Raw genomic sequence first — 15,808 nt, 5'->3', positions numbered from 1 at the left:
TCGAACATGGCTATCCTTGAGAAGCATAAAATCCTCGAGAAGAATGCATCGCTTCTTCTGATCTTCTCCTTCCTTGTGGTGACAATAGGTGGATTGGTGCAAATCGTGCCGCTCTTCTACCTCGACAACACCATCGAGGAAGTGGAAGGGATGCGACCCTACACACCGCTCGAATTGGCGGGACGTGAGGTTTATCTGCGCGAGGGCTGCTACGTCTGCCACAGCCAGATGATCCGGCCGATGCGCGATGAGGTGGAACGCTACGGGCATTATTCGCTCGCAGCAGAATCCATGTATGACCACCCGTTCCAGTGGGGCTCCAAGCGGACAGGGCCAGATCTTGCCCGCGTCGGCGGCCGCTACTCTGACGGCTGGCATGTGGACCACCTGCGCGATCCGCAATCGGTTGTGCCGGAATCGGTGATGCCGAAATATGACCAGCTCGAGCGTACGCTCGTGGACGGGGAATATATCGGTGATCTGATGCGGGTGCATTCCTGGGTCGGTACGCCCTACACACCCGAGATGCTCGAAGCAGCACAGTCGGACTTCCTGGCGCAAGCCGATCCCGACAGTGACTATGACGGCCTTTTGGAGCGGTATGGCGAAGAGACCGTGAACGTGCGCAACTTTGACGGCCAACCGGGCGTCTCGGAAGCCGATGCGCTCATCGCCTACATGCAAATGCTCGGCACGCTGGTCGATTTCTCGACCTTCACCGCCGAAGCAAACCGATAGGAGGGCGGGAGTATGGAAACCTATTCTCTCCTGCGTGAATTCGCCGACAGCTGGATGCTACTGGTGCTCTTCACCTTCTTCGTAGGGGTCTTCGTCTGGGTCATCCGGCCCGGCTCGAATTCCGCCCATGCGCAGGCCAAAACCGTCATTCTCCGCAATGAGGATCGACCCGCAGCCGCGAAGGAGGCACGGTCATGACCAAAATCAATGAAGACAAGGTCCCTGAGCATCAGACCGGTGATATCGACACCACCGGTCACAGCTGGGACGGGATTGAAGAATTCAACAATCCCATGCCGCGCTGGTGGCTGTGGTGCTTCTATCTCTGCATCATCTGGGGTGTGGGCTATGTGATCCTCTATCCGGCCTGGCCGGGGATCAACGCCGCCACGCCCGGCATCCTCGGGTTTTCGACCCGGGCTGAAGTTGCCGCAGATATTGCGGCCGTTGAAGAGGCCAATGGCCCGATCAACGCACGTCTGACCGAGGTGGCTCTGACCGAGATTGCCGATGATCAGGAACTTCTGACCTATTCGCGCCAGGCTGGTGCGGCGGTCTATCGCTCCTGGTGTTCGCAATGTCACGGGGCCGGTGCCGCGGGTGTTCAGGCCTCGGGCTATCCGAACCTTCTGGATGATGACTGGCTCTGGGGCGGCGACATCGAAGCCATCCACGAGACCATCACCCACGGGATCCGCAATGAGGACAGCGACGATGCGCGCTACTCCGAAATGCCTGCCTTCGGGGACATCCTCGAAGCCGAAGAGATCACATCCGTGGTGGCCTACGTGCAAAACATCTCCGGGCAAACGCCCAGTGATGCGGGGCTCGTGGGAGCCGGTGAGGAAGTCTATCTCGACAATTGTGCCGCATGTCATGGCGATGACGGGAAAGGCGACCGCTTCCAGGGCGCGCCGAACCTGACAGATGCCATCTGGCTCTATGGCGGCGATGCCGAGACGCTGACCGAGACTGTCACCTACTCACGGTTCGGCGTGATGCCCGCGTGGAACGAGCGGCTTAGCGAAGCAGAGCTGCGCGCTGTCGCCACGTATATCCACGGGCTTGGCGGCGGCGAGGCCAGCGAGTGACCCATTCCTTGCGCAAGACGGGCTAAATCCTGCGCGAGGACGGCATCAGGCGCCTAAATGTTCGCGCGTTTCCTGGGCACCTGATGCCACATATAGAGCCGGCCCTCGCGAGGGCCGGTTTTTTCTTGCTTTGATAATGCTTTTTCGGCGGGCCTAGCGGCGGCGCACCGGTTTGCGGTTACTCCGTGGCGCGGGGAAGGACACCGGCGAGGCCACGTATTGCGGCCAATACACAATCGGATCAATCATCTCTGTGCGCCTTTTCATAAGGGCCCAGATGGCTCTGGCCGGGGTTGCGCTGCCAATAGGTGGGCGGGCGCCAATCGCCGGGTGTGTCTTGAAAACGCGCATCCTGATGGGTGGCGCGCTTGAATACATCTGCAAATATTCCCAACATGTTTCTTCTCCACTTGATCGTGTTTGATGCTTGAAACATGGAGGTTTCCTGCAAATATTACGACTCAGGAAAGATGCTTTAATGTAAGTTGAGGTTACATGATGGATTGGAACGCCCTGCCTCCCCTTGCCGCTCTGCGCGCCTTCGCAAGCTATGCGGATACGGGTTCCGTGCAGGCCGCAGGCCTCGCGCTCAATGTCAGCCATGCCGCCATCAGTCAGCAAATCCGCAATCTCGAAGAGCATCTGGGGCTGCAATTGCTGGATCGCACGGCGCGGCAAGCCACCCTGACGGCGGAAGGCGCGCATCTGTCAGAAGCGCTCCGGCGCGGGTTCGAGATGATGGCGCGCCGCGTCACCGAGCTCACCGGCACCGAAGAGGCCCGCCCGCTGCATATTACAACCACGCCCTCCTTTGCGGCCAACTGGCTCATGCCCCGTCTGGCCGACTTTCGCGCGCGCCACCCCGAGATTGATCTGGTCATCGACCCCAACCCCGCCTGCTGCGACCCCAGCCCCGGCGGGATCGACATGGCCATCCGGTATGGCAAAGGCACCTGGCCGGGCCTGGAGAGCACGCAGCTCATTCGAACGTCCATGGCATTGATCGCAGCACCCAGCCTGATCGGAGACAAACCCGTGGCCTGCCCGGCAGATCTGCAGGAATTTCCTTGGCTGCAAGAGCTCGGCACCAATGAGGCCACGCAATGGCTGGAGCGCAATGGCATAACCGAGACCCGCACGGCGGGCATGATGGCCCTGCCCGGCAATCTGATGCTGGAGGCCGCGCGCGCGGGGCAAGGCATCGCCGTAACGGCGGCGGTCTGGGTGCAGGACGATGTGGCGGCGGGGCGGCTGAAAATCCTGTCAGAGGAAAACCCCGACAACGGCTATCATCTGCTCACCCGTCCGGGTGTGCTGCGTCCGTCTGCGAAACTCTTTGCGGTCTGGCTGCGCCGTCAGGTCAACGCGCCTTCATGATCCACCAGCCGGTGTCATATTGCGCACCAGTATAGAAAAGCTCGGGCCGTGAGGCGCCAGGCGGGTAAAAGAGCTGCGGCGCAATGATCTCATCGGTCTCATGGGGCGGGCCTGCCTGCGCGAGGATCGGTTGGCGCAGGGTCTGGTAGGGGCCAAAGGGGTGGTTGGCACAGCCTGCAAAAATCGCCTCCTTGCCGCGATGCTCGCGGGTGGCCACGGCCACATACTGGCCCTGCGGCGTGCGCGTGATCTGTCCCTCCATGCCAATCGGCACATTCACTTCGCGCAGGTTTTCCCAGCTGCGCCCATTGTCTGGCGAGGTCGTCCCGAAGGTCCAGACCGCCGAGACATTATGGAACCCGTTCCAGCCCAGAAACGCCATGTGCAAAACGCCATTGTGCTCCACAATCGAGGGCGAGGTGATCACCTTGACCGGTTTGCCGTCCATCCGACCTAGGCGCACGATGGGCTCGGGCCGCACGGTGTAAGGCCCGTTGTAGCTACCGGATGTCGCCATATAGATCTCGGATTCATACGTGTTTCCATCAGCATAGCCGATGAAATAGATCTGATGCTCACCCGAGGCTGTGCGGAAATAAAATGAGGTTTCCTTCTCGATGGGCGCACGGTGACCCGCCGAGGGCCCCACCATGGTGCCCGCAGGCCGCCAGTTTACCCGATCATCGCTGACCGCCATCTTGATCGAGGAATGGCCGCTGTCATCACCGCTGTAGATCATCGCATAGCCGCCGCCCGGACGCGCAAAGATATGGGCATCCGCCGCCGCTTGATAATTCTCCGACGGAATCTGATCACGGAAGACCGGACCTCCCACACGCTCAAACGCGGGCAGCTCACAGGCGACAGCCGTCGTGGCCATACAGAACGCAGACAGACAGGACAAAAGGCGGGCGGGAAACCGGGTTTTTTTCATCATGGGCAAAAAGATACCACGACGCTTCCGGCTGGCAAGAGACGCCTGATCACAAAAAACCAACATCCGAGATGCAGAATTTGACATGCATCAAGGTGCGGCAGGGGCGCACAGGGGAAAACAGGCGTCAGAAAAACCTCTTTAGCCAATGAGTCGGTCCCGCCCGTGAGCCATCAAGACAGCGAAAACACCTCCCTTTACGCCGCGCGCGAGCCGGTCTTCCCCAAACGCGTTTCCGGCAAGTTCCGCAATCTCAAGTGGGTCATCATGATCGTCACGCTGGGGATTTACTATCTCGTGCCCTTCATCCGCTGGGACCGGGGGCCCGCCCTGCCCGATCAGGCTGTCTTGATCGATATGGCCAACCGCCGCTTTTACTTCTTCTGGATCGAGATCTGGCCGCATGAGTTTTATTTCGTGGCCGGTCTCTTGATCATGGCGGGCTTGGGTCTGTTTCTGTTCACCTCGGCCGCGGGCCGGGTCTGGTGCGGCTACGCCTGTCCGCAGACGGTCTGGACAGACCTCTTCATCGCGGTGGAGCGCTGGATCGAGGGCGACCGCAATGCGCGCCTGCGCCTGCATCGCCAAAAGAAGATGGACCTGCGCAAACTGCGCCTGCGGCTGACCAAGTGGACGATCTGGTTCATTATTGCCTTCGCCACAGGCGGGGCTTGGATCATCTATTTCGCCGACGCTCCGACGCTGATCCGGGATTTCTTCACGCTTCAGGCCCATCCCATCGCCTACACCACCGTTGGCATTCTGACGGCAACAACCTTCTTCTTTGGCGGTTTTGCGCGCGAGCAGATCTGTATCTACGCCTGCCCCTGGCCGCGCATTCAGGCCGCGATGCTGGATGAGGATTCGCTCACCGTGGGCTATCGCGAGTGGCGGGGCGAGCCGCGCAAGCATTCCGACGCGGTCAAGGCCGGTGAGCCGCAGGGCGATTGCATCGATTGCATGGCCTGCGTGAACGTCTGCCCCGTGGGGATCGACATCCGCGATGGCCAGCAGATGGAGTGCATCACCTGCGCGCTCTGCATCGACGCCTGCGATGACATCATGGCCAAGATCGGCAAGCCGCGCGGTTTGATCGACTATCTGGCACTGTCCGATGAGCCGGCGGAGCGCGCGGGCAAGCCGCCGCGCGCTGCGTGGAAACACGTGCTGCGCCCGCGCACCCTGCTCTACACCGGGCTTTGGGCCTTTGTGGGCGTGGCCTTGCTTTTCGCGCTCTTTATCCGTCCGGAAATCGAGCTGACGGTCAGCCCTGTGCGCAATCCGCAATTCGTGACACTCTCGGATGGCTCCATCCGCAACACCTATGACATTCGCCTGCGCAACAAACATGGCGATGACCGGCCCTTCCGCATTTCGGTCAAAGGCGATGGCGCGCTGCGCGTCGATCTGGAGGGCACGGTCTACGACAGCGTCGATGTGCCCGCGAATGATCAGATTTTGCAGCGCGTCTACGTGATTGCGCCCGGCGGCTCAGCGCCCGCGCAGGATGAACGCAGCGAGTTCCGGTTCTGGATCGAAGACATTTCGAACGGGGAACGCGCCCATAACGACACAGTCTTTTTCGGGAGAGGACAATGAACGAACCACGCACACTGACCGGCTGGCACGTCGCGGCCATCTTCGGCGCCTTCTTCGGCACCATCATCACCGTGAACCTGATGCTTGCCTATTCAGCGGTCTCGACCTTCCCGGGCATCGAAGTCAAGAATTCCTATGTGGCCTCGCAAACCTTTGACGCGCGCCGCGAACAGCAGGAAGCGCTTGGCTGGAATGTCTATGCCCAAACGATGAACGGTGGCGTGAGCCTTGAGATCAAGGACGCGCGCGGCGCGCCTGTTGAGGTTAATCGCCTCTACGCGACGCTGGGCCGGGCCACCCATGTGAAAGATGATCAATCACCGATCTTCACGTTCAATGGCCATCGCTATGAAGCGCCCGCCAAGCTTGCGCCCGGCTATTGGAACCTGCGCATGCGCGCCTATGCCGCCGATGGCACGCCTTTCGAGCAGCGCATTGAGCTCTTTGTAAAAGGCTAGTGACGTGACCGCGACGCTCCGCCCGCCTTCTGCCGCGGCCTGTCCGGGCTGCCTGGCGGCCCCGGCTGAACAGATCACCGTGGCGCCGCTGGAAGAGACACGGCTGATGCTGTCGCTGCCCACGATCCATTGTGCGGCCTGTATTGCACAAGTCGAGCGTGTTCTGGGCGATGTACCGGACGTCGAGAGCGCACGGGTCAACCTCACGCTCAAGCGCGTGGCCGTCGAGGCTGAGGGCGTCACGGCAGAGGACCTGATCGACGTCTTGGAGCGCGCCGGTTTTGAGGCCCACGAACTCGATCCCGCCCAGATCCGCGCAACCGAGACGGACCGCGCAGGCCGCGATCTGTTGATGCGGCTGGCGGTGGCCTTCTTTGCCTCGATGAACATCATGTTGCTCTCCGTGGCCGTTTGGTCCGGCGCAGAAGGCGCCACGCGCGACATGTTCCACTGGATTTCCGCCGCCATCGCCTTCCCTGCCATTGGCTTTGCGGGCAAGCCATTCTTCGTCAATGCCTGGTCTGCCTTGAGCGCGGGGCGGCTCAATATGGATGTGCCCATTTCGCTGGCCATTGCGCTGGCGCTGGGGACGTCGCTTTGGGAAACGATGCTGTCAGGCCATCACGCCTATTTCGACGCAGCCGTTACGCTGACGATGTTCCTGCTCGCAGGACGCTATCTTGATCACCGGACCCGCGCCATTGCGCGCTCCGCCGCTGAAGAGCTGGCCGCCCTCGAAGTCCCGCGTGCGGTTGTTCTGCGCAACGGGATCGAAGAGGTTGTGCCTCTGGCAGAGGTCGTGGTTGGCGATCTGGTCTTGCTGCGCCCCGGTGCCCGCGCACCCGTCGACGGCACGATCACGGAAGGAACTTCCGAGCTGGATCGCTCCATGCTCACAGGTGAGACGCTGCCCGTCTATGCCGCCCCCGGCATGGCCGTCTCGGCAGGCGAAGTGAACCTGACAGGCCCGCTCACCCTGCGCGCCGAAGCCGTTGGGCAGGATAGCTCGCTGCACCGTCTGGCCGATCTGGTGGCCATCGCGGAATCGGGCCGCTCGCGCTACACCTCGCTGGCCGACAAAGCCGCGAAACTCTACGCGCCGGGCGTGCACATCCTGTCTGCCCTGGCCTTCGTGGGCTGGTATCTCTACGCCGGAGATCTGCGCATCGCTCTCAATATCGCGGCGGCTGTTCTGATCATCACCTGTCCCTGCGCCCTTGGTCTCGCGGTCCCTGCCGTGACGACCGCAGCCTCGGGCCGGCTTTTCAAGAAAGGTCTTCTCATCAAACACGAGACCGCGCTGGAGCGTCTCGCAGAGGTGGACACGGTTGTTTTCGACAAAACCGGCACCCTGACTGAAGGCACGCCCCAGCTCGCCCATCCCGAGAGCTTTGATGATGACACGCTGCGCATAGCCATGGCGCTGGCCCATGCCTCGGCGCATCCGCTGAGCCAGGCCATTGTGCGCGCAGGCGAGGCCCGCGGCCTGATCCCTGCACATGTGGCCGAGGTCACGGAAGTGCCAGGATTTGGGACGCAAGCCAAGCTGGATGGCGCGCGCGTGCGACTGGGCCGCGCCGAATGGGTCGGCGCTGACGGCACGAGCCTGCAAACCTCAGCCTGGCTGGCGCTGCCCGGCCAGGCGCCCGTGCGCTTCGGATTTCTCGATGCTTTGAGGCCCGGCGTTGAAACGGCTGTCGCCGATCTCAAAGCGGCTGGTCACACCGTGATCGTGATGTCCGGAGACGCCACGGCGCCGGTTGAGGCCATGGCTGCGCGGCTGGGGGTGGACCATTGGATCGCCGAGGCGCGCCCCGAAGACAAAGCCGCCCGGATTGACGCGCTGCGCAAAGAGGGCGCGCATGTGCTGATGGTGGGAGACGGCCTCAACGATACCGCCGCCCTTGCCGCCGCCGATGTTTCAATCTCTCCGGCCTCCGCGCTGGACGCGGCGCGCGTCGCCTCCGACATCGTCCTGCTGGGTCAAGACATGGGCTCCCTGCCCGACGCTCTGGTGACGTCGCGCAAAGCCACGCGTCGCATCCGGGAGAATTTCCGCATCGCGACAATCTACAACATTCTCGCCGTCCCCTTGGCCATCGCCGGCCTCTGCTCGCCGCTGATTGCGGCCTTGGCCATGTCGTCGTCTTCGATTACCGTATCGCTCAATGCGCTGCGGTTGAAATGAGGAGACGGTTGGCATGAATGTCCTTGTCTATCTGATCCCGATTGCGCTTTTTCTGGGGTTGCTGGGGCTGGCCGCTTTTGTCTTTACCGTCCGCGCAAAGCAATATGACGACCCCGATGGCAACGCGCAGCGCATCCTCACGGACGATTGGGACGACAAGCCCAAGCCTTGAGCCGCGCAACCCAGCCATCACGCGCAGAGCCCGCACTCGCCTTCAGGCAGAGTTCTGGACCCCCCGCCCCGCCTCGTGATACGTTTTGCCAAATGAGGCAGAGCAGGCCCGGCGACACGCGCAGATGACAGCGTTAAAGGATTATGAGCGGTTGGAGGCCACAGGCCTTTGGCGCGCCTCGGCAGAGGCGCAGCGGCGCGAGGTCGTGGTCTCGCTTGGCGATGCCACGTTGATGCTCAAAGACATGTCCGATCAGGCGCTGACCCATTGGTCTCTCGCAGCTGTCGAGCGGCTCAACCCCGGCCATATGCCCGCGATCTATCATCCCGATGGCGATCCCGACGAGCTTCTGGAACTGGGCCCCGATGCCAAGGATATGGTGGACGCCATCGAAAAGCTGCGCCGCGCGATCTCGCGCGCACGGCCACGGCAAGGGCGGTTGCGCTGGTTGCTCTCCGCGTCGATCCTTGGCGGGGCTGCCGCTCTGGCGTTCTTCTGGCTGCCCGGCGCATTGCGCGATCATACATTGCGCGTCGTACCGGAAGTGAAGCGAGATGCCATCGGGCTGGCGCTTCTGGACGAGATCACCACACTCTCGGGACCACCCTGCCGCGCCGGGGCCTCTGCGCCCGCGCTGCGCATGCTGGCGCGCCGTGTGTTGGGCGAGAGCCGCGCGGGCGATCTCATTGTGCTGCGCGGCGGGCCTGCACGGGCGGCGCATCTGCCCGGTGGCTTCATCCTTCTGAACCGCGACCTGATCGAATTGAGCCCCGAGCCCGAAGCCGCCGCTGGCTTCGCGCTTGCCGAGGACTTGCGGGCGCGGGCCGTTGACCCGCTGGGCCGCCTGCTCGATCACGCGGGCTTCTGGGCCAGCGCGCGCCTTCTGACAACAGGTCAGGTCCCGCAGGACGCGCTGGAGGCCTTTGCCGCCCATGTGATGACCGCGCCGCAAATGCCCCTGCCCACGCAATCTCTTGTGGACGGATTTCAAAGCGCTCAGCTGCACTTGCGCCCCTACGCCTTCGCGCTTGATGTAACGGGCGAGAGCGTCCTGCCGCTCATCGAGGCGGATCAATTGTCAGGCCAGAGCGTTCCCGAAGTGCTCCGCGACAATGATTGGTTGCGCCTGCAAGCGATCTGCGAATGAAAAAGGCCCCGCCCAAAGGGCGAGGCCTGACCTCACACAGGCGAGGGGGAATTACTTGCGCAATTTGGCGCGGCTATAGCCCATCTTCTTGGCCCGGGAGAGCCCCGCCATCAGCGCATCCTGCTTGGCATAAGGCCCCATCAGAACAGAGCGATACTCTTTGCCGTTGCGGCTGAACTTGCCGATTTTAACCGGCAGGCCCGCGCGCTGGAGACGTTTCACGGTGGAGGCCTCTTCCCCTTTGTTCCACGTGCCCAACTGGACGAACCGATGGGTTGCGGGCTTGGCACGGGTTTTGATCGGGGCCGATTTGGTCGAGACCGCGCGCGGCCGGATCGTTTGGACCGTGTTGGCCTTGGGCGCTTTTACAGAGACCTTCGCCTTTGCTTCAGCTGCCGCTTGTTGGCGCGGGGAGGTGTAGGGGTATTGCAAATCGGGGAAATAGCGCGTGACCACTTCGCCGCTGTATTGATCGACCAATTGCCGCGGAACCGTATTGGTCCACACCAGCATCATCTTACGCCGCCCATCCAGCGTCTGATAGCCGCGCTTTGGGTTCAGACGTCCATCTTCCCAGGCCAGCTTATAGCCTTTGGGCACTTTGGTGACCGCTTGACGGCGCTCTTCATATGCGTTGCGCGGGGCGATCACGGTCTGGCCCGTGATCTGGCGGACGCCGGAGGTGCCCGAATAGACCACGACATCGCGGTTGCGAATGGTTTTGACCTGGCCCGTAGGCGTGCGCAGCTTCTGTGTGCCGCCTTTGAGGGTCACATGCGGCTGCGCCTGCGGGCCACAGCGGACATTGGGCCCGGAATGCATGTATTTCTTGGACATACCCGAGAGGCCCGGGCAGCCGGCATTGGCTGTGGCGGTGCTCCGCGGTGCCGGCGTCGGTGTCACAACGCGTGGCGTAGGCACAGCGACCGGCGCGGGCCGTGTGACAGGTGCGGGGCGAATGACGCGCGGCGTGGCCGGCGTGCTGGCCACGGTTCGGATGGGCTGGTTTGGCGCCGCTTGCGGGCGCGGTGCGGGCGCGGGTGTCACAACGCGTGGCGCAGGCGCCGGTGTGGGCGTCGCAGCAGGTGCTGGCGCGGGTGCAGCAGCGGACGTGCCGCGCGGCGTGATTTGCACCACCTCTGGCGCGTTGCGCGCTGGCGCCGCGCCTGCGGTGCGTGTCGCACCGGTCGGCTGGAAACCACAGACCACCTCGCGGCTGCGCGAGACACGCGGCACCCAACGGGTCGCCCCGTCGACGCCAGCGCGCACATAGACACAGCCCCGACTGTCGACGAATTGATTGCCCCGGAACGACGCAGGCGGCACTTCAGCGGGCACCGCGAGCGTACGGTCGATCTGCGCCGCCACCTCCGGAGCTGTCCAGACAAGACCCGCCACGGCCAGAACAAGCGGCATAATCGTATAGTTTTTCATGTATCTGCCCCCACAGATGGTAGCAGACAAGATGCACGAAGCGCCGCGACGCGGCAAGCCCGAAAGGCGCTATTTCGTGCCAAACATGCGATCGCCTGCATCGCCAAGGCCCGGAACGATATAGCCTTTTTCATTCAGGTGGGAATCAAGCGCCGCCGTCACGATGGGCACATCCGGATGCGCCTCGCGCATCCGCGCCACGCCCTCAGGTGCCGCCAACAGGCACAAAAAGCGTATATTCGTGGCGCCGCGCGCCTTGATCAGGTCAATCGCTGCAACAGAGGAATTGCCCGTGGCCAGCATGGGATCGACGGCAATGACCAGTCGATCTTCCAGCCGCTCCGGCAGTTTGCAGTAATACTCCACCGGCTTGAGCGTTTCCTCGTCTCGGTACAATCCAACGAATCCCACACGCGCCGACGGGATGAGCTCGAGCACACCATCGAGCAGACCATTGCCTGCCCGCAAAATCGAGACCAGCGCCAGCTTCTTGCCCGCCAGAACCGGCGCATTCATGCGCTCCATCGGCGTGTCGATTTCCTTGGTCGTCATCGGCAATTCGCGCGTGATCTCATAGGCCAGAAACTGGCTGATCTCCCGCAGCAACTGACGAAAAACCGCCGTCGACGTGCCCGCTTCGCGCATCAACGTCAGTTTATGCTGCACAAGAGGATGGCTGACGACGGTGAGATGATCTATCATTGGGAGAACCTTTTTTGCACGCGAGCTCGGGTTTCATCATCACAGAACGCCGCGCGCATGGCATTCTGGTTGAGTTCTGCGAAGTCATCTTCATTCCAGCCAAAGGTTTGCGCAAGAGCCTCGTATTCGCGCGTCATCGTGGTGTGGAAGAAGGGGGGATCATCGGTTGATATGGTGACGGGCACCTCGCGCGCGCGGAGGTTTTCGATCGGATGGGCGCTCAGCGCGGGGTAAACCCCCAGCGTCACGTTCGAAATCGGGCAGACCTCCAACGTGATCTTGTCTTCGGCCAGTCGATCCACGAGGGCCAGATCCTCAATCGCGCGCACGCCGTGCCCGATCCGCGCCACGCGCAGATCATCCAGCGCTGCCTTGATCTCCTCCGGGCCGCGCCATTCACCGGCATGCACCGTCAATTGCAGCTCCGCTTCGCGCGCCAGGTCAAAACTATAGGCATAATCCCCGGGCTGGCCGGTATTCTCATCCCCGGCCATACCGAACCCCACGAGCCAATCGCCCCGCGTTTCCGCAGCACACAGGGCCGCCGCCTTGGCTTTCTCGGGTCCGAAATGCCGAATGCAGGTCACGATCCCGCGCAAAGTGATGCCAAGGGCCCGATCCGCGGCCTCCGACGCTTCCTGCATCGCGGCCATATACTCGCGCCACGCCACAACATCTCCGCCGCCGCAGAAATCAGGCGATACGAAAGTCTCTGCATAGACGACACCATGTGACGCGCTCTCTTCAAGAACCGCTTGCGTCAGGCGGTAGAAATCCTCGGGTGTTTGCAACACCGTGCAGGCCGCCTCATAGACAGTCAGAAAATGCGCGAAATCCCGGTAGGCATAGGTTCCGTCCCCATTGAAGATCTTTTGCAGATCAATGCTCTTTTCCTTGGCCAGACCGCGAATGAACGCTGGCGGGGCCGCGCCCTCGAGATGCAGATGCAATTCCGCCTTGGGCAGTTGCGACATGCTCATAAAAACGACCTCCCCGGTCCGCTGGATGTCAGGCCGAGATGGGCCGCGACCGATGCCGCCACATCGGCGAAGGCGACATGGCCCAGTGATCCGCCCAGTGATCCGCTGCCTGCGCCATGAACCAGAACCGGCACCCGCTCCCGCGTGTGGTCCGTCCCGACCCACGTCGGGTCATTTCCGTGATCGGCCGTAATGACAAGCAAGTCGCCTTCACGCAGTATTGGCAGAAGTTTTGCGATTTGCCCGTCGAACCAGCTGAGGTGCTGTGCATAACCCTGTGGATCTCTGCGGTGGCCATAGAGGCTGTCGAACTCCACGAAATTGGCAAAACACAAGGACCCATCGGGCAGGTTATCCACAGATTTGTGAAGCTCCTGCATGAGATCAACATCCGCACCTTTTACAGCCGTATCAACACCTTGCCCGGCGAAGATATCCTTGATCTTGCCAATCGTGTGGACAAGTCTGCCTGCGTCTTGCGCCCAGTTCGTGAGGATCGGTTCAGGGGGCGTCATCGCATAGTCGCGCCGGTTCTGCGTCCGCTTGAAATTTCCTGGTGTTCCGACAAAGGGCCGCGCAATCACACGTCCGACGCGCATGTCATGCAAGGGGCCGGACATGTCTGAACAAAGCTGCAGAAGCCTCTCTAAACCAAAGGTTTCTTCATGGGCAGCAATCTGAAAAACACTGTCCGCTGAGGTGTAGCAAATGGGCTGTCCCGTCTGCATATGCGCCTCACCGAGACGAGAGAGAATATCCGTACCAGATGCGTGGCAATCCCCCAAAATCCCGTCAACGCCCGCGAGCTTTGCCGCCAAGGCGCTGATTTCTTTGGGAAAGCTTGGTTGCGTATCGGGGAAATAGTGCCATTCCCAGGGCACAAGCAAGCCTGCGAGCTCCCAATGGCCCGAGGGGGTGTCCTTGCCCCGTGATTGCTCTGTGGCAACTGCCCAACAGCCCCCGGCCCCGTCCGGCCGCTCGGACCAGCCGGGCAATTGCACGCCCGACGCCAAAGCGCAGGCCGCGCCCAGCCCCATGCGATCCAACGTCGGCAGAAAGAGCCCCGTTGCGTCCACGATATGCGCCAGGGTGTTGGCGCCTGTATCGGGCACGTCGCCGTTAAAGAAGGTATCCGCGTCCGGCGCGCCGCCGATGCCCACGGAATCCATGACAACAAGGAAAGCGCGGCTCATGGCGTCACCTGACCGGTGATCAGCTCCGGTGCCGGATTGGCGTGCGCATCCACTTCAAGGTCAGTTTCGATGTGGATCGCCGCCCGGATGGCGCGCGCGGCTGCGTCTGCCTGTGCTTCGCGCATCGCATGTACGCGCGCCAAAGGCTGCCCCGGCGCGATGGATGCGCCCAGCCGGATAACATCGCTCAGCCCCACAGCGGGGTTGATCTGATCGCCTTCGACACGTCGCCCGCCGCCCAGATGCACCACCACATTGCCCAGCACTTCGCCGTCAATTGACCGGACCCGCCCGCCCTGCGCGGCCGTGACTTCCTGAATGACCGGTGCTTCGGGCAGGTAGCGCCGCCAGTTTTCTGTAAAGCCAAGCGGCCCGCCCATGGCGACGACCATCTTGCCAAAATGCTCTGCCGCTGCGCCCGTCTCGATGACGCGCGCAATAAGGCCTGCGCCCTGCTCCATATCCGCCGCCAATCGCCCCTGCGCCAAAGCCACGCCGCCGAGCGCGCATGTCAGATCAAAGAGCGGCCCACGCACCCCGCTGCACAGCACGCCCATGACATGGTCCACCTCCAGCGCATTGCCCAGATTGGGGGCCAAAGGTTGGGACATGTCCGTCAAGAGCGCCGACGTGGGGCAGCCTGCCGCATTCGCAGTTTTGACCAACGCCTCGGCAAGGGCCTGCGCCTCTTCCTGGGATTTCATGAACGCGCCTGAGCCCGTCTTGACGTCCAGCACGAGACCTTCCAACCCCGCAGCCAATTTCTTGGACAGGATGGAGGCTGTGATCAGATCGAGGCTCTCGACGGTGGATGTCACATCGCGGACCGCGTAGAGGCGCCTGTCCGCCGGTGCGATCCGTGCGGATGCGGCCACGATGGCACAGCCAGCCTCGCGCACGACAGTCTCAAAGCGTGCGGTCTCCAGCTCGGTGCTGACGCCGGGAATGGCTTCGAGCTTGTCGAGCGTGCCGCCGGTATGCCCCAGCCCACGGCCCGAAATCATCGGGACATAGGCGCCGCAAGCCGCCAGCGCTGGCGCCAGAACGAGAGAGACGCAGTCGCCAATGCCACCGGTCGAATGCTTGTCGAGCACTGGCCCGGGCAAGGACCAGCGCAGCGTTTCGCCGGAATCGCGCATGGCCCTGGTCAAAGCCACACGACCAGCCTCGCCCAGCCCGCCCATGCAAACCGCCATGGCAAAAGCGCCGGCCTGCGCCGCGCTCACGCTGTGATCTGCCAACCCTTGGGCAAACCACGTCAAGTCATCGGCCGAGACGTCACGTCCCGTGCGCAATTGCGCGAGAATGGACCGCGCATCGCTCACGACATGTGCTCCGCGCCAAATGCCCCGGGTAACAGCTCGGACAGAAGCACCTCGGTTTCGACGCCACTCACGGTCGCCATGGTCACGCGCACAGGGCCTTTGGCAAACTCCGCGAGCTTTTGGCGACAGCCACCGCAGGGGGGCACCGGGCTGTCACTGCCTGCCACGACATAAACCGCCACAATTTCGCGCGCGCCCGCAGCCACCATCGCTGCGATAGCGCCCGCTTCGGCGCATGTGCCCTCAGGGTAGGCCACGTTTTCGACATTGCATCCCGCGAATGTCTCGCCCGATGGCGTCTGGACCACAGCCCCCACCGGAAAGTCCGAATAGGGCGCATAGGCCTTCTCGCGGATCTGCAACGCTTGCTCGCGCATGTGGTCTCCCCCTGATGACCCGATGTCGAAGGGACATGTTGATCTGCGAGGGCAGATTCCGCAAGGGGCGCATTGGCAAAAAGACCCCAGCGG

The 15,808-nt window shown here is 62.4% G+C and carries 17 protein-coding genes; 9 read left to right on the top strand and 8 right to left on the bottom strand.

Going from position 1 to position 15,808, the window contains the following annotated elements:
• Window positions 1-6: 6 nt before the first annotated feature.
• Genes ccoO through ccoP form a run of 3 tightly spaced genes read left to right on the top strand, consistent with a single transcriptional unit; the run spans window position 7 to window position 1,829 of the window.
• Window positions 7-738, top strand: coding sequence for a cytochrome-c oxidase, cbb3-type subunit II (ccoO, locus tag ACP15S_RS18470; RefSeq protein ID WP_425041148.1), 732 nt, complete (start codon window positions 7-9; stop codon window positions 736-738).
• Between the two features lie 12 nt (window positions 739-750).
• Window positions 751-936: a cbb3-type cytochrome c oxidase subunit 3 gene (locus tag ACP15S_RS18465; RefSeq protein ID WP_425041147.1), complete on the top strand. Its 186-nt coding sequence runs from the start codon at window positions 751-753 to the stop codon at window positions 934-936.
• Complete coding sequence (ccoP, locus tag ACP15S_RS18460; RefSeq protein ID WP_425041146.1) at window positions 933-1,829, top strand: cytochrome-c oxidase, cbb3-type subunit III; 897 nt, start codon at window positions 933-935, stop codon at window positions 1,827-1,829. Before ACP15S_RS18465 ends, ccoP begins: the two co-directional genes overlap by 4 nt.
• Window positions 1,830-2,070: 241 nt before the next feature.
• Here the strand turns inward: ccoP and ACP15S_RS18455 are convergent, their stop codons facing one another.
• Entirely contained in the window at window positions 2,071-2,226 is a 156-nt protein-coding gene (locus tag ACP15S_RS18455; RefSeq protein ID WP_425041145.1) for a hypothetical protein, read from the bottom strand.
• 98 nt (window positions 2,227-2,324) lie between these two features.
• On the opposite strand from ACP15S_RS18455, the gene ACP15S_RS18450 reads away from it, so the two are divergent.
• Window positions 2,325-3,206, top strand: a complete 882-nt coding sequence (locus ACP15S_RS18450; RefSeq protein WP_425041144.1) for a LysR family transcriptional regulator — start codon at window positions 2,325-2,327, stop codon at window positions 3,204-3,206.
• On the opposite strand, the gene ACP15S_RS18445 is transcribed toward ACP15S_RS18450, so the two are convergent.
• A complete protein-coding gene (locus tag ACP15S_RS18445) occupies window positions 3,190-4,143 on the bottom strand; it encodes a hypothetical protein (protein ID WP_425041143.1) in 954 nt (317 codons plus the stop codon). The genes ACP15S_RS18450 and ACP15S_RS18445 overlap by 17 nt on opposite strands.
• A gap of 162 nt (window positions 4,144-4,305) precedes the next feature.
• Here ACP15S_RS18445 and ccoG point away from each other — a divergent pair, with 162 nt between their 5' ends.
• From ccoG to ACP15S_RS18420, 5 genes are all read left to right on the top strand, one after another.
• Entirely contained in the window at window positions 4,306-5,739 is a 1,434-nt protein-coding gene (gene ccoG, locus ACP15S_RS18440) for a cytochrome c oxidase accessory protein CcoG (protein WP_425041142.1), read from the top strand.
• Window positions 5,736-6,197 carry a FixH family protein gene (locus ACP15S_RS18435; protein ID WP_425041141.1) on the top strand — a complete coding sequence of 154 codons (462 nt, stop codon included), beginning with the start codon at window positions 5,736-5,738 and terminating at the stop codon, window positions 6,195-6,197. Before ccoG ends, ACP15S_RS18435 begins: the two co-directional genes overlap by 4 nt.
• A gap of 4 nt (window positions 6,198-6,201) precedes the next feature.
• Window positions 6,202-8,385: a heavy metal translocating P-type ATPase gene (locus ACP15S_RS18430; protein WP_425041140.1), complete on the top strand. Its 2,184-nt coding sequence runs from the start codon at window positions 6,202-6,204 to the stop codon at window positions 8,383-8,385.
• A 13-nt stretch (window positions 8,386-8,398) separates the two neighbouring features.
• Window positions 8,399-8,557: a cbb3-type cytochrome oxidase assembly protein CcoS gene (gene ccoS / locus ACP15S_RS18425; protein ID WP_425041139.1), complete on the top strand. Its 159-nt coding sequence runs from the start codon at window positions 8,399-8,401 to the stop codon at window positions 8,555-8,557.
• A gap of 124 nt (window positions 8,558-8,681) precedes the next feature.
• Entirely contained in the window at window positions 8,682-9,704 is a 1,023-nt protein-coding gene (locus tag ACP15S_RS18420) for a hypothetical protein (protein WP_425041138.1), read from the top strand.
• A 51-nt stretch (window positions 9,705-9,755) separates the two neighbouring features.
• Here ACP15S_RS18420 and ACP15S_RS18415 read toward each other — a convergent pair whose 3' ends face one another.
• The 6 genes from ACP15S_RS18415 to ACP15S_RS18390 form a co-directional block, all read right to left on the bottom strand.
• Complete coding sequence (locus tag ACP15S_RS18415) at window positions 9,756-11,138, bottom strand: SPOR domain-containing protein (protein WP_425041137.1); 1,383 nt, start codon at window positions 11,136-11,138, stop codon at window positions 9,756-9,758.
• A 69-nt stretch (window positions 11,139-11,207) separates the two neighbouring features.
• The gene (gene upp / locus ACP15S_RS18410) at window positions 11,208-11,840 is read right to left on the bottom strand and encodes a uracil phosphoribosyltransferase (protein ID WP_425041136.1); all 633 of its coding nucleotides are present in this window, start codon (window positions 11,838-11,840) and stop codon (window positions 11,208-11,210) included.
• Window positions 11,837-12,820, bottom strand: a complete 984-nt coding sequence (locus ACP15S_RS18405) for an adenosine deaminase (protein ID WP_425041135.1) — start codon at window positions 12,818-12,820, stop codon at window positions 11,837-11,839. The genes upp and ACP15S_RS18405 overlap by 4 nt, the downstream gene beginning before the upstream one ends.
• The gene (locus ACP15S_RS18400) at window positions 12,817-14,013 is read right to left on the bottom strand and encodes a phosphopentomutase (RefSeq protein ID WP_425041134.1); all 1,197 of its coding nucleotides are present in this window, start codon (window positions 14,011-14,013) and stop codon (window positions 12,817-12,819) included. Before ACP15S_RS18400 ends, ACP15S_RS18405 begins: the two co-directional genes overlap by 4 nt.
• The gene (locus ACP15S_RS18395) at window positions 14,010-15,338 is read right to left on the bottom strand and encodes a thymidine phosphorylase (protein ID WP_425041133.1); all 1,329 of its coding nucleotides are present in this window, start codon (window positions 15,336-15,338) and stop codon (window positions 14,010-14,012) included. The genes ACP15S_RS18400 and ACP15S_RS18395 overlap by 4 nt, the downstream gene beginning before the upstream one ends.
• Entirely contained in the window at window positions 15,335-15,715 is a 381-nt protein-coding gene (locus ACP15S_RS18390) for a cytidine deaminase (RefSeq protein WP_425041132.1), read from the bottom strand. Before ACP15S_RS18390 ends, ACP15S_RS18395 begins: the two co-directional genes overlap by 4 nt.
• Window positions 15,716-15,808: the final 93 nt, after the last annotated feature.

This window comes from Primorskyibacter sp. S187A (genome assembly GCF_049800955.1).
Lineage (GTDB): Bacteria > Pseudomonadota > Alphaproteobacteria > Rhodobacterales > Rhodobacteraceae > JAKVBH01.
This window is presented reverse-complemented; position numbering and strand designations above follow the sequence as displayed.